Origin of the sequence: Pseudoalteromonas sp. Cn5-37 (genome assembly GCF_021532495.1) — a bacterium.
Lineage (GTDB): Bacteria > Pseudomonadota > Gammaproteobacteria > Enterobacterales > Alteromonadaceae > Pseudoalteromonas > Pseudoalteromonas simplex.
This window is the reverse complement of record NZ_JAKGBA010000009.1, coordinates 106,328-127,744: the sequence shown is the minus strand read 5'-3', so window position 1 is coordinate 127,744 and position 21,417 is coordinate 106,328. Positions and strand designations below refer to the sequence as shown.

The window sequence follows — 21,417 nt, the reverse complement described above, 5'->3', positions numbered from 1 at the left end:
ATGAAAAAAGCCATTATAATTGGCCTCGCTGTTACGGCATTTGTCGCTTTACTAATCTCAAAACAAGTCACAGGCAATAAAGATGCACCAGAAATGCATATTGCAGAGGTTGAACAAGGCAATATTGCCGATTCAATTTTAGCCTCTGGTAACCTAGTTTTTAACACCCAAGTGCAACTGCGCTCAGAAGTGACTGGCCGTGTAGCTAAAGTATTTGTAGAAGAAGGTGAAAGTGTCACTGAAGGCGATATTCTTATGCGCTTAGATACGACCGCGTTTGAATCTGAAGTTGCCCGCAATAAAGCCGTGCTTCGTGCGACCGAAATCGATATTAAACATAGCGAAACCCGATTAAAAAATATTGAGCGCCAATTAAGCCGCCAAAAAGAGCTTTATGAAGTTGGCCTTGCTGGCCAAGAAGTGTATGAAAACCTACAAAATGCCCGCGATTTAGCAAAAATAGATATTGAAGCAAAACGTGAAGCTTACAACCAAGCCCAAGCATCACTATTGATTGCTGAAGACCGTTTAAATAAAAGCGTGTTTCGCGCTCCAATGAGTGGCCTACTTGCTTCGGTAAATATTAAAGAAGGTGAAACCGTTATTGCGGGAACAACCAACATTATTGGCTCAGACTTGATGCTAGTAGCTGACCCCAGCGCAATATTAGCCGAACTTCGAGTGGATGAAACCGATATTGCCGGTATCAAACTAGACCAACATGCAGATATCTATGCTGCCGCTTACCCAAATCAACCTTTTACTGGTAAAGTCATAAACATTGGCACATCAGCAAAAAATCAAGCTGGTTCACAAGGCTTATCATTTAAAGTCAAGGTACTGCTTGATGCCACTGACCGCCAGCTTTATGCCGGAATGAGCTGCCGCGCAGAAATCGCCACAAGCATTGCCGAAAACGGCTTAAAACTGCCTATTGAAGCTATTCAAAAAGAGGATGATAGCTACTTTGTCTGGAAGCTTAACGCAGATAACACAGTAACTAAAACAGCTGTTACGGTAGGTATTTCTTCAGATATCGAACAAGCACTAACCAGCGGTGTTGCAAAAGGAGATCGTATTGTTATCGGCCCAGCTAGACCACTTAGCTCACTAAAAGAGGGTGATACGGTAGCCGTTAAAAACAGCCCTGAAAAAGGTGCTAGCTAATGTCTGTGGTGATCAAACTCAGTAATATCAATAAACAATACAAAATGGGCGAACAAGTTTTCAAAGCCCTTGATGATATTAATATTGAAATTGCTCAAAATGAGTATGTTGCCATTATTGGCCCTTCCGGCTCAGGTAAATCAACCCTGATGAACTTGCTTGGCTGCTTAGATACTCCCACCAGTGGTGACTACTATTTAAAAGATAAGCTCGTAAAGCGCATGACCGAAACGGAGCTTGCTCATCAGCGTAATGAAAGTGTTGGCTTTATTTTTCAAAGTTTCAATTTATTACCAAGAGCATCCGCCCTTGAAAATGTTATGCAGCCCTTAGTGTATCGATTTATCTCAGCCAAAGAGCGAAAGCAACAAGCGCTCGAATCATTACAACGGGTTGGTCTTGGCGATAAGGTGAATCACCTTTCAAGCCAACTTTCTGGTGGTCAACGTCAACGTGTCGCTATAGCTCGCGCACTAGTTACTAAGCCCCATATTCTACTTGGTGATGAGCCTACCGGTAACCTAGATAGTAAAACCACCACTGAAATCATGGCGCTGTTTGATGAGCTTCATAACGAAGGACACACCATTATTTTGGTTACTCACGAACAAGATATTGCTGATCACTGCCAACGTGTTATTCGTTTAGTTGATGGCAAAGTTGTTAGTGATACCCGCAAAGGCGAAGGAGCAAGACAACATGTTTAAATCTGCTATCGCTGTAATGGAAGGCACAAAAGCAGCACTGATGGCAATTAAAGCCAATGCAATGCGTAGTGCCCTTACCTGCTTGGGCATTATTATTGGTGTTGCTGCAGTTGTGACCGTGGTAGCAGTAATGCAAGGGTTTACCAAGCAAATTAATGATCAGCTAGCTGATATGTCTCCAGATGTCACCAATATAAAGCCTTACACTAGCGTAGAAAAAGAAATGGTAGGGCAACAAGCAAAGTTAACCTACAGCGACTTTCTAACTCTAAAAGCACGCGTGAAAGAAGCTGAAACCTTTACTGCGCTTATGTTTACTTGGCGCTTTTCGGGTGCAGCAGAGTATGGCAATAAAAGCCATGCTTCACGGGTAATGGGCACAGAGCAAGACTACCAAAAAGCTTACCGTACCTACCCAGAACTCGGCCGATTTATTCGCGCAGAAGATGATGCAAAACGCCGTAGAGTGGCGTTTATTGGCCCTTCAATTATCGAAAAGCTTAACCTGCCAGAAAACCCTGTAGGTGAATATATCAAACTCGGTGGTGAGTGGTTTCGCATTATTGGTGTTGCTGAAAAACAAGGTAGTTTATTAGGTTTTGACCAAGACGATTACATCAATATTCCGATAAGTACCATGAGTGCGCTAGAAGGCGGCAGTGTTGATACCAATGTACAAATGATGTTTCGGTTGAAAGACGATGCTAACGAAGCGCAAGTACTGGCTAAAATTCGCCGCATCTTACGTCAATTACATAAACTGAAAGACGGTGAAGATGACGACTTTGAATTTGAAACCGCCGAAAAAGCCCGTGCTAATATCGATAAATTTACCGGAAGTGCAACCGCAATTACCGCGGGGATCGTAGGTATCAGCCTGGTAGTTGGTGGTATCGGAGTGATGAATATCATGCTGGTTTCGGTAACAGAACGTACGCGTGTGATCGGCACTTTAAAAGCATTAGGGGCAACACCTGGTTTTATTATGCTGCAATTTTTAGTTGAAGCTGTGGTGCTATCACTGTTTGGTGGTTTAATTGGTTTAGCGATAGGCTACGGTGCTGCGGCACTAATTTCAGTTTTAGTGCCGAGCATGCCAGATGCCTACATACCGGGTTGGGCGATTATGCTGTCATTTGGCTTTACTTCATTGATTGGTATTGTGTTTGGCTTAGCGCCCGCTATTAAAGCTGCACGCTTAAACCCAATTGATGCACTGCGTTATGAATAACTAGTCTGGCTTATAAGGTACTTGAGCGCAGCTTATTTCAACTGTTTTCGGGTACCAAATAGGCCCAACTTGGTTTACTGCAGCTTCAGCTAAACCATTGGTGAACGACTTATAAGTGTGAACAGTTTGCCATTCGGAATCAGGGCACTCCTCTGATAAGTCTACAGGCTCTGAACCTTCGTAAAGCGCCGCGGCAAAGTTATGATGCCATTGCTCTGTTGCAGGCGCTTTATTGGCTTGTGCAGCACTGCCATTATCAAAGTAGATATTTGTGCAACCACTTAAGGTTGCCACTAACACAGTTGTTGCTAGTAGGCTTTTCATAATTGTTGCTCCTGTGCTTGTTGCTCACACCATACTTTTACTGTGTGAGGAGCATAAATTCCGAGTGTAACGAGTCCTAATGCGCCATCAGCGAATGTTTGTTGCGATTGCATTTGGGCAACTTTTTTATCTTGGCAAATAGCCTTTACATCAACGCGCTCTTCACCAACGAGGCCCCACAAAAAGAATGGGCGGCTATCTTGGTAATCAGCTTTAGTGGCTAATTTATTGGTTGTTTTTTCTGGCACTATGGTGACTGATGAACACGCTGTCACCGATAAGGCAAGCAGCATACAGGCCATTTGTTTCATGAGTAGTTCCTTTGTCTGAGTTGTTAAGCTCAGTAAGTATAAGAATATGAGTACTCATTTTGGGTAAGAAAGCGTATAGAAATTGTAGAAAATACTACAGTTTCTAACATTTAGCCTTTGAACTAAACTGAGGCTAACAACGACTAACTCTCAAGGAACCTAACTAAAGGTCATTATGACGGCATATCTGCGTATATTTTTATTACTTGTGTGTTTGAGTGTGCTGTCTTGGTATAGCTTTTCAAGCGATCCTAGCTCTGATGAGCAACAAGGTATAACCAAAACCGCTGTGAACCTTGCTAATTGCCAACAGCAGTTAGCACAAAGTCGTATGCAAACTTACGCTGAGAATTATATTTTGCCCTATCAGTTCAAGTTATTGAGTTGGAATATCTACAAAGCACAAATAGATGGCTTACTCACAGATTTGCAAAACCTAAATGCCGGTGCTGATATTGTGTTACTACAAGAAGCTATCGAAGAACCTTCGCTTACAAAGCTCAAACCCTATTGGCGCTTTGCTAAAGGGTATAAGAGTGGCGGCGTGCAATCTGGAGTTATGACACTCAGCCGCTGGCCCGCCGCGGTGCATTGTACACTCACCCATAAAGAGCCTTGGCTACGTAGTCCAAAAGCTACCAATATTGTGGAGTATGCGCTGCCTGAACAACAGTTATTACTCAGTATTAACCTGCATGCCATTAACTTTACAATTGGCGTTAGTGACTTTAAGCAACAGCTCGACGATGCCGCCGCTATTATGCGAACGCATAAAGGCCCTATTGTATTTGCCGGTGATCTCAATACCTGGAGTGATGAACGCCAAGCCTTATTACAACAAACATTAACCCAACTAGGTTTGCACGAAGCGATTTATTTAGATGATAAACGTACCAAAGCATTTGGATTAGCACTTGACCAAGTGTGGGTGCGCGGTGTCAAAATAGAGACAACCATAGTACCTGAGCTTGCAAGCTCAGATCATAACCCAATTATTGCAACCCTGACGATAGAGCATCAAACGCTATGAGATTATGTATAAGAAGATATTGGTTTATCGCGTTAATATTATTGAGCATTAGCCAATTCAGTGATGCAGCCACCCCAGAACAAGAGATAAATCACCTCATTGATTTTGTAGCTAAAAGCGATGCCGTATTTATTCGCAATGGTACAGAGCACTCAAGCCAAGATGCTGCCGAACACCTTGCTATGAAGTATCGAAAAGCAACCCGCTATGCAAAAACTGCCGAAAAGTTTATCGAAAACCTAGCAAGTAAAAGTTCATGGAGCGGTAAGCCCTATAAAGTAAGACTCAGCAATGGGTCGTTACTCAATGCAAAAGATTGGTTGAGCAATGAATTAAACGAGTACCGCCGAAACCAACATATTCAAAATTAAAATCATCAACACACAAGAAGCGAAAAGCCATGCAAGAACACAAAAATCAGCCACTCAATGACTTTATTGAGTACCCTCATGACGAGATGCTAAAACGCGCCGAAGAGTTTTTAGCCGTGAGTCAGCGTCGCCACAGTATTCGCAGTTTTAGCGACCGCCCAGTGCCAAAAGAAATAATCGAAACCTGTATTAGAGCGGCTGGCACTGCACCAAGTGGGGCCAATCATCAACCTTGGCACTTTGTAGCAATACACAGCAGCGATGTAAAAAAACAAATTCGAGAAGCCGCTGAAAAACTAGAGCGCTCATTTTATGAAGGTCGTGCGGGTGAAGAATGGTTAGATGCCTTAAAACCACTTGGCACCGATGCCAGTAAGCCCTACCTTGAGCATGCACCTTGGCTAATTGCCGTGTTTAGTCAAAAGAAAGGCGGTATTTCTGCCGATGACAAAAATACCAATTACTATGTTCATGAATCTGTTGGCCTAGCAACCGGCTTTTTAATTCAAGCACTACACAGAGCTGGCCTTGCAACCCTCACGCATACACCAAAGCCAATGAGCTTTTTAACCGAAATTTGTGGCCGCGATAAAGATAATGAGCGCCCTTACATGCTGCTAATTGCAGGCTACCCAGGAACAGATGCAACCATCCCTGAGCATGCCTTAGTGAAAAAGTCGCTAGACGAAATAGCGACCTTTATTTAGCTTTAAAATCAACAGCCAGCACATCACCCGGGTTTAAACCTGAAACGATGTGCTGCTTACCATCGAGCATTTCGCCAAGGCGAACGAAGCGACGCACTATCTGATTATTTTCAAGTAAATAGACCATACTCAATTGGCCATATTGGTGCACCCAGCTTGACTCAATCAACACCCCTTTTTCAGTGGCGAGTGGTAATTGTAATTGTGCATAAAGACCAGGCATTAACCCAGTTTGGGTATCTGTTTCTAAACGGATTTCCATACTACGCGCAGCACTATCAGCAACGGGCACAATTTCTGTCACTGTGGCAGGCATTGACGTAGATAAAGCAGGTAATTTAACCGTTAGAGTTTGCCCAACATTCAACTTAATTGCTTGTTGTTCTCTGACATTAAATGCTAATTGCAATTGTTGTGGGTTATACAGTGCGAGTAATGGCGTGCCAGGAGTTGCGGTATCGCCAGGCTCTGCAAAACGTTCAACCACAACACCTGAAATCGGCGCTTTAATTTGCGTAAAACTCAGTGCAACTTGCGCTTGTGTTTGCTGCTGCTTAGCAATCGCTAGGTTCGCTGTTAAGTTATCGAACCTTGCTTTTGCATCGTCGTATTCGCTAACAGATACCAAGCCTTGCTTGTATAAATCGTTAATACGCTTTAGTTGTTTCTCTGCTTGAGTCAGCGAGGCATTAATTGCATTTATTTGTGCTTCGCTTTGAGCAAGCCCAGCTTTAAAGTCATCTTGCTGCAAGGTAATTAACACATCACCCTGTTTTACAGTATCGCCAGCGCGTACATTTAAACGCTCAACTTGTGCCATAACCCGTGATGAAATTTGCGTATTTTGCTTTGCAATCACAGTGCCCGGTACAACTTCATCACGCGCAATATCTGCCAGTGTCACTGTCACTAACTGACCAGTGTAATCATTTGCCGATGGGTTTTTCATGCCTGCAGCTTGCTTATCGGAGAAACTGCCCGCCATGTAAAGTACCGCCACAATGATCACAGATAACGCGATGATTGAACCAATAAGTTTCGATTTACCCTGCATGAGCTTGTTCCTCTTTGGCTGCATCCTTTGCAAACACTAAATAATAAACCAGCGGCACAACAAATAATGAGAACAATGTTGATGCCACAATACCAAAAATAATTGCGATCGCTAGACCGCTAAATACCGGGTCTAGGGTGATCACCAAGTTACCTAATAAGGTGGTTCCCGCGGTCAGTAACACTGGGCGCATACGCACCGTACCTGCGGCAATCAAAGCCTGTTTAATTGCCATACCTTGGCCGCGAGCTTGATTAATAAACTCAACTAAAATAAGTGAGTTACGAACCACAATACCAGCAAGTGCAATCATGCCAATCATGGCTGTTGCAGTGAATAACACCGGCTCTGGAGCACCAGCAATGCTGCGCTCTCCAAATTGATTTAATAGCCAAAAGCCCGGCATGATCCCTATTACGGTTAATGGAATAGCCGACATGATGATCAGTGACAAACTCGCAGAGTGTGTTTGAATGCGTAAGATGATGAAAATTGCTGTTAGCGCAAACGCAAAGGCAATCCCCATATCTCTGAATACATCGATGGTAATTCGCCATTCACCTTCACCACTAAAGGTCACGTCAGTGCCTGCAGGTAATTGCCAAGCTTGGCTACCACCATTGTTGAAAAAGTGCCTACTTTGCCAATCAGTTTGGCTAAATTCGTCAGCGCTGATGCCTAAGTCGGCATTGACGTCAGCAATAACTTCAGCGGGTGTACGGCCATTTAGCTCAGCCATTACATACACAACATTACGCTGATCTTTACGCATAATTGGCTTGGCAACATCTTGATGCTGAAATTCACCTAACTCAGAAAGCGCCACCAGCGGACGTGGTGCACTTTGCAGCCCAAATTCATCACTGGTTTTTGCAAGCTCCCTATCACCACGAACTTGTAATGCCAGCAATTGAGCAAATTGGTTACGATCTTGATAAGGCAGTTGCAGTTTAATATCGACAGGGTCTGTTTCGCCGCTAACATATAACACCCCAACATTTTTCCCATGTGAGGCAATGGCTAAGGTCTGGGCAATATCTTGCGTAGACACCGCCGACAATGACGCTTTACTTTTATCGGTAACAAAACGCTGTAAGGGTGCATTGGCAGCAATACTGGTATCAACTTCAACCACATGCGGCTCTTGTTTTAACCTTGCAGCAACAGCAAGGGCTGCTTGATAGTGCGTGTCTGTATCAACAAATGGCTCACTGTAAACTTCAGCCACTAAGGTACTTAAAACAGGCGGACCCGGTGGCACTTCAACCACTTTAATTACAATGCCATCGGTTGCCAGTGGCGCTAATGCTGCTCGCAAGCGCATGACCACGCCATGAGATTGATGATCACGCTCAGTCTTATCGAGCAATAATACTCTGAGCTCAGCAAGGTTCGCTGCTTCACGTCGATAATACCCACGCACCATACCATTAAAGTCCATGCTTGATGGCTGACCAACGTAGGCTGCCGCCTCGCTTACTTCATTTAGTTGCCAAGTGATGGTTTGTACTTGTCGAGTGAAAGCGGCGGTTTGCTCCAGGCTTGTACCTTCTGGCATATCAATTAAAACTTGTAACTCGTTTTTATTATCAAACGGTAATAGCTTTAAAGGCACTGCACGCATTACGGGTAACATGGCACTGGCGACAAACAAGGCTAATGTGGTCCATAAAACGAGTTTGGCGCGGCCTTTAGACTCAAGTAATGGTGATAATATGCGCTCATATAAGCCATGCTGATTGGCATCGAGTTGTACGCTGTCATCGACTGGCGCTTTAAGTAGTTTCATTGCCAACCAAGGCGTAACAAAAAATGCCACTATGGTTGAAACCATCACACTAACCGGCACATTAAATGCCATCGGTGCCATGTACGGCCCCATCATGCCGGTGATAAATGCAAGTGGGATAAACGCCACCATAATGGTCAATGTAGACATAAACAGCGCCACACGAATTTCGCTCATGGCATCAACTATGCGCTGTTTTTTATCGCCTTTGTGGGTTAAAAAGCGACTTATGTTGTCTATCCCAGTAATGGGATCATCTACCAATAAACCTAAAGAAAGGATGAGTGCAAACAGCGTGACTCGGTTAATTGTATAGCCAAAGGCAAAATCAAGTGTCAGGGTGATGCCGTAGCAAATTGGTACCGCTAGCCCAACAACAATCGCTGGTCGCCAACCTAAAAATACGCCAACAAAAATAACCACGGTAAATACCGCAAACACTAAGCTTGAGGTAAGGTTATTTACTTTTTCGTTCGCGGTTTGGCCATAGTCACGCAGTACGGTGTAGCCCACTTCATCTGGCAATAGATTAGCCGATAAAGTGTCCATCATGCTGTGCACTTCGTTGGCCACAGCGACCGCATTGGTGCCAGCTTGTTTAGCGACACTAATTGTGACTAAAGGAAGTTGTTGCTGATTATCTGATTTAGCCAACCATTGATAACTTTGTGCTTCGCTTGGACCATCACTCACCTGGGCCACATCACTTAGGTAAACACTCTTACCGTTTACCACGTTGACAACAAGCCGTTCAATCGCAGATTGAGAACGTAAAACATCACCCACTTGTAAGGCAATTTGCTGCTTACCCTCAACAACACTGCCCACATTCACTAATTGGTTAGATACGCTAAGCGCATAATACACATCGGTTAGGGTTGTTTGATGTGCAGCTAAAGCGCTTGCATCAAGGTTAATCGTTAATTGACGAGTTCTACCAGCAATCACTTTCACTTCGCTGGTGTTTTCGATGCGCTGTAAGCTGTTAGCGATTTCGTTGGCAAAACGGGTTAGTTGATAGTCATCGTAAAGTTTTGGATCTTTACTAAATAAGCCCAGCATTACTATTGGCACGTCGTTCACTTCAACCGGACGTATTTGCCATGAGCTGATCACTGACGCCATCGTGTGTTGATAGCTATAGAGTTTAGCGTAAGTATCGAGAATGGCTTGCTCGCGATCGTGACCGACTTCGAAGCGAAGAGTAACAACAGCAGCATTACTTTGTGTAGTCGAGTAAATATGCTCAACGCCCGTTAACTGCGCTAATAACTTCTCCAATGATTCAGTTACCAGCCTGGCTACTTCTGGCGCTTCGACGTTTGGCGCTGCTACATATATATCAAGCATAGGAACCACAATTTGCGGTTCCTCTTCACGCGGGGTTTGCTTTAATGCCATTAAGCCAAGCAACACCGACATAATAAAAATAACAACAGGAAGGCGGCCGCTCAAGCTGCTTTTAACAGCATTATCGATAGCACTCACAGGTTAATTACCTTTACAAAATAAGCCATATAGAGTTGCTAGGATCGATACTACATTTTCATCAACCACGCGATAATAGATAGTTTGGCTTTCGCGTCGAGTAGCAACTATCTGAGCTTTTCTCAGCGCCGCTAAGTGTTGCGATAATGCAGACTGCGCTAACGGCACAGCTTCGTTTAATTCGCTCACGCTCATTTCACCATCTTGCAACGAACATAAGATCATCAAACGATTTTTATTCGCCAATATCTTTAGCATTTGCTCTGCTTGTTCCACATTGTCGGCCATAGCCGCAAAATCGATGTTCATAATCACACTACTCTATATTCTTAAAATACCGCTAAAGTATAGATTGATATATTAGAATTTACTAATATAGTGTTATCTAATATATTAAATACATCACCCTTTTACGAAAACTTGGCATGGAGGATTAGTATGCTGACCCCAATTCCTGACTTAATGAAAATTGTTGCCCCAAACCAGCGCCGTATTAGCGCTGACCAAGCAAAACAAGAATTAAGCGAAAACCACGGTTTATTAATAGACGTACGAGAACCTGCTGAGCACGCAACTAAAGCAGCAACAGGTGCAATTAATATCCCGCGTGGTGTACTTGAAATGAAATTAATGGAAATTGAAAAAGATCCTGCAAGGCCTATTTACTTACACTGTGCAAGTAGTGCCCGCGCCACACTAAGTGCCGAAGCACTGACTCGTGTTGGCTTCGAAAATGTCACTGTAATCACCTGTAATGCTGAACAAATTTGTCAGGTGTTTTAACTTCATAGAACAGTAACACTGGTCGGATAAGCTCGTGCTTTTCTACTTATAGGTACAGAGCAATGACTTTTACGCGCAGACGCTTTTTAAAAGCATCGGCGGCTGGTTTTGGAGCCGCCGTTTTATCTTTTGGTTTAACGGGCTGTAGTCTTAATGACGATGATGACGAAACTATAAAGCAAATCCCTGTCAGCTTTGATCACGGTGTTGCCAGTGGCGACCCGCTCGCTGACAGCCTCATTATTTGGACTCGCATAACACCTCTTGAAAACGTCACGAGTATTAACGTAGTTTGGCAAGCCTCAACAGACGCTAACTTCACAACCATTAGCCATGATGGCGAAACACAAGTAAGCGATGCAACCGACTTCACCTTAAAAGTTGATCTGCAAGGCCTCGATGCCAATACCACCTATTACTACCGCTTCATAAGTAATGGTAAAACCTCACCCACTGGAGTAGGTAAAACGCTTCCAACCGACAACATAGAACAAGTAAAATTTGCCGTTGTCTCTTGCGCTAACTATCCTGCAGGCTACTTCCATGTGTATGGTGAAATCGCAAAACAAACCGATTTAGATGCAGTACTGCACTTAGGTGACTACATCTATGAATACGGTAATACAGGTTATGCCACTGAAGATGCCGCCGAACTTGGCCGTTTATTACCTGATGACAATAGCGATGAAATCATTTCTTTAGCGGATTATCGCAAACGTTACGCCCATTATCGTAAAGACGAAAACCTGCAAGCTGCCCATAGTCATTGTGCATTTATTACTGTTTGGGACGACCATGAAATAACTAATGATACATGGCATAGTGGCGCTGAAAATCACAACGACGGCGAAGGTGAATTTAGCGAGCGCAAAATGCATGCGCTACAAGCATACTTTGAATGGATGCCTATCCGTAATGTTGCCGATAAAGAACGTATTTATCGACGCTTTGAGTTTGGTAATTTAGTTTCATTACACATGCTCGATACCCGTGTTTTGGCGCGCGACGAGCAAGTTAATTATGCGGATTTCGACTTAACCAGCAGCCAAGGACAAACTGACTTTGTTGCAGCAATTAGCTCACCTACTCGTGCTCTATTAGGTAACGAGCAACTTACATGGCTGACTGATGGTTTAACGACAGCAACAACACAATGGCAAGTACTTGGGCAACAGGTGCTGATGACCAAAATGCATTTGCCACTCGAGATTTTACAGTTACTAATGAATATTCAAGTGACTCAAGCAAACGGTGCTGATCCCTCGGCATTACTTGCTCAAGCAAACACATTATTTAGTGAGCTTGCGCAAATTAAAGGACGTATATTAGCTGGCGATCCAACGGTTACTAGTGAACAGCGAGCACGCGTAGAAACAACAGCACCTTATAATCTTGATGCATGGGATGGCTATGCTTATGAGCGCGAGCAAATACTAGGAACTGCAATTGCAGCACAAAAGAATTTAGTCGTTTTAGCTGGTGATACGCATAACAGTTGGGCAGGACACTTAGTCACTGATGCAAGCAATCCTGTTTCTGCTAAAGCCGCAGCTGGTGTTGAATTTGCAACATCTTCGGTTTCATCACCAGGTCTTGAGAACTACTTAGCGTTAAATACGCAATCGAGCGAAGCTGTCGCACAAATTGAGCAAGTCATTGCATTATTGGTTAACGACTTAGCTTACAATAACTTAGTTGAACGCGGCTACTTAACCGTCACCTTTACTCAACAGCAAGCGCTTGCCCAGTGGCATTATGTAAGTAGCGTTAAAACAGCCGATTACACACTGCTTAGCGAGCGTCAAAAAGCGCTCAGCGTACAAGCTGGTAACCCTACTTTACAAATGGTTTAACGCTTTTCATCTAATAGCGTAACTAACATTTGCTCAATGTTTTTTCCGCTATAAGTAAGTGAACGCAGCAGCTCTAACTGACTATCTTCAGGTTGATGCTCAGCTTTAGTACTGCTGCTTTGAGTCATCTCATCTTTTTGTTTTAAGATTGCCTCGCGAAACGTCTCTGCATCAACCACTCCGAGCAATGATACTAATGCACCTTGCCCTGATTGACCTGCCGTTTCAAAACTCAGTCGATAAAGACCAAATTGACGCATTAAAGGACCTTGGCTTAGTGCTACATCGGTTATTTTTTCAAGTGGGATCGATTTTTCTTCTTTAAAGAAGACACCGCGTTTTACCACTAACTTACGTGTTAACAACGTGGCTGACATCGCCGCTAAAATACGCCCTGCCACCAGCCAGATTATTAACGCAACAATGGGAATGAAAGGGATCCCTACCATACTAATCACACAGGTAAAAATACCCAGTAATAACCAATACTGTTTTACTTTTGGATCAAAGCTGGCACTCAATAAACTGGTTTCTGTCATCATAGGCTCCCTATAAACTGACTACAACGCGAACAGCTAAGGCAATAAAGATAACCCCTAACAATTTTTCGAGCCATGGATTTGTCTTGGTGAAACCAAAACGCTTTTTTGATATGTCGGTTAACAGTGCAACAACTAGATACCAGCCCGTATCAAGCACAAATACCGTTAAACACATGATTAAACCAACTTGCAAAGTCAGCTTTTCAGGATCAATAAATTGCGAAAACAGTGCTAAAAAGAACACCGCAAGTTTTGGGTTTAAAAAGGCAATAGCAAAGCCATCTTGCAATGCGCTACGAGGACTCGGCTTAGTCTGCTCAACATTCAATGTTTGCGAGCTAGGTTTAGCTAACAAAATACGAATACCCAAATATGCGAGATAGGCTGCACCACCATAGACCAGCACTTGATAAAGCGTTGGTAACTGAGTCATCAGCGCACCTAAACCTAGTAACGAGGCACATGCATAAAAGCCAACCCCAATACCGTGGCTCAACGCCGCTAACATGCCGTTCTTCATACCGCCATGTAAGCTGTGTTTTAAAACCACAGCTAAACTCGGCCCCGGCGACATTGCCCCCATCACGCAAATTAAAACTAAACTCAACCACTCAGTTAGTGTCATTATTCGTTATTCTCAATTAGTAATAAAACGGATGTTATCTGACCATAAACCCCTGTTGCTGTAGTGATGGTTTTCACTTGCCAACCTGCTTGTCCTAATTCGAACACTCGTTGATTTAATGCATCAATATCGATGCCGCCAAAAAAGCGTTTCTTTTTAAACTCTACAACTTTTTGCATGTTAGTCCGTCAGTTGGTATTCAAAGTCATAATGATGAATACCCGATTCAATTCGAATTGCCATTTTACCAGAAATACCTTCAAGTTCACCTACGCCTGAGTCTGGTACCACTTCTAAAATCAATCGGTCAGCCCCTTTATCCATGGTGCCAAAATGTTGTAGCACAAAACTGCCTTGCTTACCTTCTAAGCTACCAACAACTTGCTCTATCGCTACATAACCTGCACTGCCCTGAGTTGCAGTCATGGCACTGAGCATTTCGCCTTGGCTTGTTGCTTCTAATGGACCTGAAAACTGTTTATCAATCGACATGCGTCCCAAATTTACGCCATCTTGCCCTGTGGCATAGCCGCCAATTGGGTTTAACTTTACGGTGAATTGACCACTGATCGTTGTAGATTCCATACTAATCCCTTAATAACTGTTGATTTTTAGAGCATTGATAACCATATCTATACCCTATTCATCAACAAGAATCTAGCATGTCTACCAATAAAGAAAAGGCCGCATTTAGCAGCCTGTTACCGATTTTAGCTTTTATAAAACCCTATAAATGGATGGTGTTTACGGCCCTTGGCGCCTTGCTGCTTACGGCCGCTGTTAACTTATCACTCGGACAAGGCGTTAAATTTGTTATCGACCATGGCTTTATTGCAGGCTCACAAGCTCAGCTTCAACAAGCAGTAATGGTGTTGATTGGTTTAATAAGCTTATTAGCTGTAGGTACTTTTTGTCGCTTTTATTTAATGTCGTGGATTGGTGAGCGAGTCAGTAACGATATCCGTAAAGCCGTGTTTGATCGCATCGTTACATTACACCCGAGCTACTTTGAAGAAAACCGTAGTGGCGAGCTGATGTCGCGCCTGACCACCGACACCACCTTATTGCAATCTATCATTGGCTCCTCTTTTTCAATGGCACTACGTAGTAGTTTAATGCTGATTGGTGGCTTGGCTATGTTACTAATTACCAACTTAAAGCTGACCCTTGTCGTTGTTGCCTGCGTACCAGTAGTATTAGTGCCGATGATGATTTTTGGCCGAAAAGTAAGAAAACTAGCAAGCTCAAGCCAAGATGCCATTGCCGATATCAGCACCTATGCTGGTGAGATCATTCAAAATATTAAAGTAGTGCAAAGTTATAGCCATGAAGAACGTGAAAAAGCAGCATTTAGCGAAGAGACCAACAAGGCGTTTCAAGTAGCGAAGAGCCGAATCAAACAGCGCTCGTTTTTGATTGCAGCGGTGATATTTCTGACCTTTAGTGCTATTAGCGTGATGCTTTGGGTTGGTGGCAGTGACGTATTAGCTGGCACTATGACAGGTGGTGAGCTAGGTGCTTTCGTGTTCTATGCGATTATGGTGGCGATGTCTGTAGCAACCGTTGCCGAAGTGTATGGTGAGCTGCAAAGAGCCGCAGGTGCAGCAGCACGGCTATTAGAGCTACTTGCCGTTGAAAGCATGATCAAAAGTCCGGATACAAATCATGATGCACAACTTGAAGCAAACAAACTTAATCACCCTGCTATCGAGTTTAATGAGGTATCTTTTCATTACCCTTCAAGGCCAGATAAAGCCGCTTTAAATACGCTGAATTTACAAGTAAAACAAGGTCAAACTCTTGCTATCGTTGGCCCATCGGGGGCTGGTAAAACAACGTTGTTTGAGTTACTGCAGCGCTTTTACGACCCAAGTTCAGGGAGTATTTCGCTGGCAGGAATAAACATAAAAGCACTCTCTCTTGATTGCTTACGCCAGCAAATGGGGATGGTGGCACAAAACCCAATTTTATTTAGCTCAGACGTAATGCATAACATACGTTATGGCAACCCAAGCGCCAGCGACGAGCAAGTATATGCGGCGGCCAAATATGCCCATGCCGATGAGTTTATTAGTCAACTACCAGATGGTTACCACAGCTTTTTAGGGGAGCAAGGTGTTAGGCTTTCAGGTGGGCAAAAACAACGTATAGTTCTGGCCCGCGCAATATTAAAAGACCCTGCAATTTTATTGCTTGATGAAGCAACCAGTGCACTCGACGCACAAAGTGAGTTTCATGTACAAGCTGCCCTTGAGCATCTAATGAAAGACAGAACAACACTGATCATTGCCCATCGTTTGGCAACGGTTAAACACGCCGATGTGATTGTCGTGATGGATAAAGGAGAAATTATTGCAACGGGTACGCATCAGCAATTGTTTGAGACTAACCCATTGTATAAACAATTGTGCGAATTACAGTTTAATCGAGATTAAGAAGGGAAATGTCAGGTTTGAAAGGGCATATCAAACCTGACCACAAACCTAGATATAAAATCTAACCTTGTGTATTCGGTACGATCTGAATTTCTACGCGGCGGTTTAAAGCTCGGCCATTTGCTGAGTCATTGCTTGCCACAGGGCGTGTTTCACCATAGCCTCGTGTGCTGATACGCGCAGACATAATCTGATGATTCACTAAGTAATCTTTTACGCTTTGCGCACGTTGTTGAGATAACGTCATATTGTAGCTATCTTTACCTGTGCTGTCGGTATGACCTTCTACGCTTAAGTAGGTTTTTTCGTATTTATTCATCACCTTAGCAATCGCATCTAAGGTGCTATGAAAGCCCGACGAAATATAAGATTGGTCAGTTGCAAAAGTAATATTTGATGGCATCACTAGACGAATATTGTCGCCTTCACGAACCACTTCAACACCTGAGCCTGCTAGCTCATCGCGAAATGCTTCTTCTTGCTTATCCATATAATCGCCAACGGCTGCACCTGCTAATGCACCAATAGCCGCACCAATGAAGATACGTTTATCATCGTGGTCGCCAGTTGCTTTACCTAGAACGGCACCTGTAGCAGCACCAATCGCAGCGCCTTTACCTGTATTCGTTGTCTCACAACCTGTCAATAAAACGGCTAATACGCCCACTGTTAAAACTGATTTTGTAAAAGTCATGTGTCTCTCCATGGCAATTATTCAAATTGAATTGTTAACAATTATGAATGAACGTCTATGAACAAACTATGAAGAATGGGTTACTTATCGATTGCTACAGCAGTAACCGGAGGTAAGTTATAACTTTTGACCAATTCTGTTAAACGGCCATTGAGGACTAAGGTATTGAGGCGCTCTTGAATTTTTTCGGCTAAACTCGAGCTTGCAAACTGTTTACTTAGGGCAATGTGACCATAAATAACATCTTTATAGCGATAAGGCATTTTTACAATTTCTTGTGAAGGTCGCTGCAAAAAAACGGAGGCATGATCTGCAGTCTCTTCAACAGCAATCACTAAATCAACACGATTTTTTAATAACATCTCAAAAGCATTATGTTCGCTTAAAGCCTCGATTTTAGTGAGAGTTTTATCAGCGTCGAAGCGGGGAAAATGCGCAGCACCTCGCATTACCGCAATGCGCTTACCTACTAGGTCTTGATAATTGTTTATTTTAAGCTCGCTATCAGCTTTTGCATAAAACACGAAAGAAGACGACAGCATCATATACGGCGGGGTAAGAAACTGCATTTTTTGTTCGCGCGCTTCTGTGCGAATAAGGCCGCCCATCACATCCAGCTCATTTTGCTCAAGCATCTTTAAACAACGAGAAAATGGGCAAGCAACATACTCAAACTTAATTGGTAAGCTAGGTTGCATTTCACGCATAATATCAACAATTGCGCCACTCACTTTACCATCATCAGAAATCATGCCATAAGGGGGCGCATGATCAACAGCCACCAACACTTTCTCATAAGAGTTCGCAGATACTAAGCCACTGAAAAAAAATAACAACAAACTTGCAATGTAGTGTTTCATAGTGATACTCATGACTACGTTCACTGGTTCTGTATATTGTAGACGGCCTTGTGTCATAAAAACCACAAAAATGTCATACAATTTTGTCATAATTGAAAAAAATTACTGATGGCAAATCAATGTTATTCATCATATTTAAGCAATTCTTTTTATTAGGCTGTATGAGCTTTGGTGGCCCTGTAGCACACCTTGGTTACTTCAAACGCCACTTTGTTGATAATTTAAAATGGCTTTCTGCTGAACGCTATGCCCAACTGATTAGTCTTAGCCAAGCATTACCGGGCCCAGGTTCGAGTCAAGTTAGCTTTGCGATGGGGGTTGAAAAAGGAGGGGTATTGGGTGGCCTGTGCGCTTTTATTGGGTTTACCCTACCCTCATTTTTAATCATGTTTTTTCTGGCTCTAAGCGCTCATCAATTTGGTGATATATACTTTGCAGTAATTGCTGGGCTAAAACTCTTTGCAGTAGTGATTGTTGCCGATGCAACCTATAGCATGGCAATGAGCTTTTGCAAAAACCACTTACATAAACTTATAGCAGTGCTAAGTACTGTTGTATTGATTATTTTCTCACAATTATCGAGCCAAATTTTAGTACTTATTGCAGCAGCGGCTATAGGTTGGTGCTATCCACAACTTAAATTACCTGAAAGCCAAGAGCAAAAATCAGTGAAAATTGCTTGGTTACCACTTGGCTTATTTGCCATCTTGTTATTAATTAGTTTTTTACCTTTCGGTGAATGGCTTTCTTTGTTTGCCCCATTTTATCAAACTGGCGCTATGGTCTTTGGTGGCGGTCACGTTGTGTTACCTATTTTACAAGCTGGTGTACCGAGCCTTGAAACTGAGCAGTTTTTATCGGCTTATGCCAGTGCCCAAGCCATACCTGGACCGATGTTTACTATCGCTACTTATTTGGGAGCACAAGTTACACCAAGCATTCCACTTGTAGGTGCTATTGTCGCGACCATCCTGATTTTCTTACCGGGTTTTTTGTTGATGTTAGCCTTTATGAAAAGCTGGTTACAGTTAGCAGATAAGCCACGCTTTGCAGGCAGTATCGCAGCTCTAAATGCCGCTGTAGTGGGGTTTTTAGCCGCTGCTCTTTATTCACCGATTTGGCAATCGGCAGTGCAAAATCTATGGCAAGTAGCTTTAGTCATTGCAGCATTTACATGGCTAAGAATGGCAAAGCCACCTATTTGGTGGCTTTTGTTAGGCTTTATTACGATTAGCTTATTGATTGGTCAGCTTTAAGCTTTCTCACGTGGAGGATTAGCTACCTTGATACTAGGCTTTAAGCCAGTTTGGGCTTCGCTTGTGCTCAACTGACCCGTAACACTTTGATAAGGTCTAAGCCCAAAAATAGGCAGTACAGCAAGTAGATGATCCATGATCTCTGCTTGCAAGTGCTCGTATGAAATCCAGCGCTTATCCTCACTAAAGCAATAAAACTCAATAGGTAAACCATGATTTATTGGTTGCAGCTCTCGCACCATTAAAGTTAAATCACGATTAATTTTTTCATGTTGCTTTAAGTAACCTTCAGCATAACGTCTAAATAAGCCAAGATTTGTTACTGGGTTAGGTAAATTTGCTACTCGTATGTAGTCATGCAAAGGAATTGCATCATCAATTTGCTCTCGAAAAGCATCATCCACCAAACGAATACTATTCATATCAATGTTTAAAGAACGCTTGATACGACGACCACCTGACTCTTGCATACCACGCCAGTTTTTAAATGACCCTGCAACTAACATGTAAGTTGGAATGGTTGTAATCGTGTTATCCCAGTTACGCACTTTTACTGTATTTAAACCAAGGTCGATAACTTCACCGTCTGCGCCATAGCTATCCACTTGGATCCAATCACCGTAAGTTACTAGTCGATTTGCCGCAATTTGAATACTGGCGACAAAACCCAAAATGGTATCTTTAAATACGAGTAAGGTCACCGCCGCTATCGCACCAAAGCCAGACAAAATATAAGTTGGCGACTTCTCTAGCAAAATGCTCACAATGAGAATGGCGCAAACCATAAAGGTGATAAGTTTTACAACTTGGATCAAGCCCTGAATCGGAATATCGCGCGCAAAATCAAGCTGGTTATAAATACCACCAGCAATGCTCACCACACTACTTAAAATGAAGCCACCGTAAATGATCAGTGCAATTTGACCCACCGTTTTAAGTACTAATGCAGCGACATCATGAACTGGATAAACATAATCGAAGGTCGCTAAATAAAGTACACAGCACAATATCCCTGCAAAACGACGGTTTAACTTATTGAGCATAGGTGTGAGCGCACCAATACGCTCAGGAGACAGGCGTGTAACAACCTTTTGAATACCCGGCAATAATAAGCGACGGGTAAACATGTAAATTATTAGTAATGAGCCAACACCGATAGCTGTAGCGGTTAATGCACTTATTAGCGCCGCGTCTGGCATTGATTCAAACCAAGGCATCACCAACTCTTGTAGGTGAGTTTGCTTCATGGCGCTTCAATCTCCTTATTGATGGTAGCAAGGTACTCAGCTTGCTGAGCTTGGTGATAAGTTAGTAGCTGAGCATCTTTTTGTAACCACAACTCATTAATATGTTGTTGGAAAGCCGTTCTAAATGCACGGTCATGCTGATAATCACCAATCATCTCTGCGCTAATTGCTTGCACTTGCACTTCAACTTTAATCACGTTTAAACGGCCACGCATAAGGTTACGGCAAATATGGTCGCCCTCCCCCTGATAAATAATCGAGGTATTTAATAATGCATCAAATTGCTCACCTAACACCTCAAGAGCAAATGCTATACCGCCTGCTTTGGGCTTTAAAAGGTAAGTAAACGGACTATTTTGCTTACTGTGCTTTTGACTTGTAAAGCGCGTGCCTTCAACAAAGTTAATGATTGTTGTTGGGTGATTACGAAAATCACGACAGCTACGTTTGGTGCGCTCAACATCAAGCCCTTTCAGCTTAGGATTTTTTGCCAGTTGCGCTTTGCTCACCCGCTTCATAAAAGGCATACCCATAGCCCATGCGCCAGTGCCAATGAATGGCACATACTTCAGCTCATCTTTTAAGAAAAACTTTGGCGCGGGTAAAACATCGATTGCACTCAGAACAACAATGTCTAGCCAGCTCATATGATTAGAGATAAGTAAGTACCAACCATCTGTAGTAACTTTACCTTTAATATCAATTTCAATTACTGGGCAACCTAACCACAAGGCAAAGCGGTTACCTTTACACCAACCGCGATAAGCTAAATGAAGAATATCGCTAACCACCTTAAATGGCAGTAGTAACTTAAGCACACCAAGCAGCAGCACCAGCGTGCCCCAAATAATCACATTAGCAAACAAGACAATACTAACTAGAACGCCTGTTAACCAATTTGGTAAAAATTTCTTTAACATATGTGTGCTCTCGACTGCGTTAG

General features: G+C 43.0%; 23 protein-coding genes. 10 read left to right on the top strand and 13 right to left on the bottom strand.

The genetic code is table 11. The annotated features are described in order from the left end of the window. Genes L1266_RS12835 through L1266_RS12825 form a run of 3 tightly spaced genes read left to right on the top strand, consistent with a single transcriptional unit; the run spans position 1 to position 3,105 of the window. Positions 1 to 1,167: an efflux RND transporter periplasmic adaptor subunit gene (locus tag L1266_RS12835; RefSeq protein ID WP_054554397.1), complete on the top strand. Its 1,167-nt coding sequence runs from the start codon at positions 1 to 3 to the stop codon at positions 1,165 to 1,167. Next, a complete protein-coding gene (locus L1266_RS12830; RefSeq protein WP_138618388.1) occupies positions 1,167 to 1,874 on the top strand; it encodes an ABC transporter ATP-binding protein in 708 nt (235 codons plus the stop codon). Before L1266_RS12835 ends, L1266_RS12830 begins: the two co-directional genes overlap by 1 nt. Then, entirely contained in the window at positions 1,867 to 3,105 is a 1,239-nt protein-coding gene (locus L1266_RS12825) for an ABC transporter permease (protein ID WP_138601053.1), read from the top strand. Before L1266_RS12830 ends, L1266_RS12825 begins: the two co-directional genes overlap by 8 nt. Here the strand turns inward: L1266_RS12825 and L1266_RS12820 are convergent, their stop codons facing one another. Next, positions 3,106 to 3,429 (bottom strand): Bor/Iss family lipoprotein, encoded by a 324-nt coding sequence (locus tag L1266_RS12820; protein ID WP_054554400.1) that lies wholly within the window; start codon positions 3,427 to 3,429, stop codon positions 3,106 to 3,108. Next, entirely contained in the window at positions 3,426 to 3,740 is a 315-nt protein-coding gene (locus L1266_RS12815; protein ID WP_054554401.1) for a Bor family protein, read from the bottom strand. Before L1266_RS12815 ends, L1266_RS12820 begins: the two co-directional genes overlap by 4 nt. Before the next feature lie 175 nt (positions 3,741 to 3,915). On the opposite strand from L1266_RS12815, the gene L1266_RS12810 reads away from it, so the two are divergent. Genes L1266_RS12810 through L1266_RS12800 form a run of 3 tightly spaced genes read left to right on the top strand, consistent with a single transcriptional unit; the run spans position 3,916 to position 5,848 of the window. Continuing rightward, positions 3,916 to 4,770: an endonuclease/exonuclease/phosphatase family protein gene (locus L1266_RS12810; protein WP_235377657.1), complete on the top strand. Its 855-nt coding sequence runs from the start codon at positions 3,916 to 3,918 to the stop codon at positions 4,768 to 4,770. Next, positions 4,767 to 5,141 (top strand): DUF5329 domain-containing protein, encoded by a 375-nt coding sequence (locus tag L1266_RS12805; protein WP_209327877.1) that lies wholly within the window; start codon positions 4,767 to 4,769, stop codon positions 5,139 to 5,141. Before L1266_RS12810 ends, L1266_RS12805 begins: the two co-directional genes overlap by 4 nt. A gap of 29 nt (positions 5,142 to 5,170) precedes the next feature. Then, entirely contained in the window at positions 5,171 to 5,848 is a 678-nt protein-coding gene (locus L1266_RS12800; RefSeq protein WP_055198623.1) for a nitroreductase family protein, read from the top strand. On the opposite strand, the gene L1266_RS12795 is transcribed toward L1266_RS12800, so the two are convergent. Genes L1266_RS12795 through L1266_RS12785 form a run of 3 tightly spaced genes read right to left on the bottom strand, consistent with a single transcriptional unit; the run spans position 5,841 to position 10,488 of the window. Then, positions 5,841 to 6,902, bottom strand: coding sequence for an efflux RND transporter periplasmic adaptor subunit (locus L1266_RS12795; protein WP_235377656.1), 1,062 nt, complete (start codon positions 6,900 to 6,902; stop codon positions 5,841 to 5,843). The genes L1266_RS12800 and L1266_RS12795 overlap by 8 nt on opposite strands. Further along, entirely contained in the window at positions 6,892 to 10,179 is a 3,288-nt protein-coding gene (locus L1266_RS12790; RefSeq protein WP_235377655.1) for an efflux RND transporter permease subunit, read from the bottom strand. The genes L1266_RS12795 and L1266_RS12790 overlap by 11 nt, the downstream gene beginning before the upstream one ends. Before the next feature lie 3 nt (positions 10,180 to 10,182). Then, entirely contained in the window at positions 10,183 to 10,488 is a 306-nt protein-coding gene (locus tag L1266_RS12785; protein ID WP_054554407.1) for an ArsR/SmtB family transcription factor, read from the bottom strand. Between the two features lie 129 nt (positions 10,489 to 10,617). On the opposite strand from L1266_RS12785, the gene L1266_RS12780 reads away from it, so the two are divergent. Both L1266_RS12780 and L1266_RS12775 read left to right on the top strand, forming a co-directional pair. Further along, positions 10,618 to 10,962, top strand: coding sequence for a rhodanese-like domain-containing protein (locus L1266_RS12780; RefSeq protein ID WP_235377654.1), 345 nt, complete (start codon positions 10,618 to 10,620; stop codon positions 10,960 to 10,962). A gap of 62 nt (positions 10,963 to 11,024) precedes the next feature. Beyond that, positions 11,025 to 12,815: an alkaline phosphatase D family protein gene (locus tag L1266_RS12775; protein ID WP_235377653.1), complete on the top strand. Its 1,791-nt coding sequence runs from the start codon at positions 11,025 to 11,027 to the stop codon at positions 12,813 to 12,815. Here L1266_RS12775 and L1266_RS12770 read toward each other — a convergent pair. The 4 genes from L1266_RS12770 to L1266_RS12755 are packed head-to-tail and all read right to left on the bottom strand — an operon-like array spanning position 12,812 to position 14,567. Next, on the bottom strand, positions 12,812 to 13,354 hold the full coding sequence (locus tag L1266_RS12770; protein WP_235377652.1) for a PH domain-containing protein: 543 nt from the start codon (positions 13,352 to 13,354) through the stop codon (positions 12,812 to 12,814). The genes L1266_RS12775 and L1266_RS12770 overlap by 4 nt on opposite strands. Positions 13,355 to 13,364: 10 nt before the next feature. Then, a complete protein-coding gene (locus tag L1266_RS12765; RefSeq protein ID WP_199528402.1) occupies positions 13,365 to 13,982 on the bottom strand; it encodes a LysE family translocator in 618 nt (205 codons plus the stop codon). Then, positions 13,982 to 14,161 carry a DUF4177 domain-containing protein gene (locus L1266_RS12760; RefSeq protein ID WP_054554414.1) on the bottom strand — a complete coding sequence of 60 codons (180 nt, stop codon included), beginning with the start codon at positions 14,159 to 14,161 and terminating at the stop codon, positions 13,982 to 13,984. Before L1266_RS12760 ends, L1266_RS12765 begins: the two co-directional genes overlap by 1 nt. A gap of 1 nt (position 14,162) precedes the next feature. Then, on the bottom strand, positions 14,163 to 14,567 hold the full coding sequence (locus L1266_RS12755) for a DUF3224 domain-containing protein (RefSeq protein ID WP_235373247.1): 405 nt from the start codon (positions 14,565 to 14,567) through the stop codon (positions 14,163 to 14,165). A 77-nt stretch (positions 14,568 to 14,644) separates the two neighbouring features. On the opposite strand from L1266_RS12755, the gene L1266_RS12750 reads away from it, so the two are divergent. After that, positions 14,645 to 16,417 carry an ABC transporter transmembrane domain-containing protein gene (locus L1266_RS12750; RefSeq protein ID WP_235373248.1) on the top strand — a complete coding sequence of 591 codons (1,773 nt, stop codon included), beginning with the start codon at positions 14,645 to 14,647 and terminating at the stop codon, positions 16,415 to 16,417. A 61-nt stretch (positions 16,418 to 16,478) separates the two neighbouring features. On the opposite strand, the gene L1266_RS12745 is transcribed toward L1266_RS12750, so the two are convergent. Together L1266_RS12745 and L1266_RS12740 are read right to left on the bottom strand one after the other, a co-directional pair. Next, positions 16,479 to 17,111 (bottom strand): OmpA family protein, encoded by a 633-nt coding sequence (locus L1266_RS12745; RefSeq protein ID WP_054562840.1) that lies wholly within the window; start codon positions 17,109 to 17,111, stop codon positions 16,479 to 16,481. 80 nt (positions 17,112 to 17,191) lie between these two features. Then, positions 17,192 to 17,971, bottom strand: coding sequence for a substrate-binding periplasmic protein (locus L1266_RS12740; protein ID WP_235377651.1), 780 nt, complete (start codon positions 17,969 to 17,971; stop codon positions 17,192 to 17,194). A 119-nt stretch (positions 17,972 to 18,090) separates the two neighbouring features. On the opposite strand from L1266_RS12740, the gene chrA reads away from it, so the two are divergent. Then, on the top strand, positions 18,091 to 19,227 hold the full coding sequence (gene chrA, locus L1266_RS12735) for a chromate efflux transporter (RefSeq protein ID WP_235377650.1): 1,137 nt from the start codon (positions 18,091 to 18,093) through the stop codon (positions 19,225 to 19,227). Here chrA and L1266_RS12730 read toward each other — a convergent pair. Next, positions 19,224 to 20,474, bottom strand: a complete 1,251-nt coding sequence (locus tag L1266_RS12730; protein WP_054554419.1) for a mechanosensitive ion channel family protein — start codon at positions 20,472 to 20,474, stop codon at positions 19,224 to 19,226. The two genes, chrA and L1266_RS12730, sit on opposite strands and share 4 nt — an antisense overlap. Beyond that, entirely contained in the window at positions 20,471 to 21,394 is a 924-nt protein-coding gene (locus L1266_RS12725; protein WP_138618418.1) for an acetyltransferase, read from the bottom strand. Before L1266_RS12725 ends, L1266_RS12730 begins: the two co-directional genes overlap by 4 nt. Between the last annotated feature and the right edge of the window lie 23 nt (positions 21,395 to 21,417).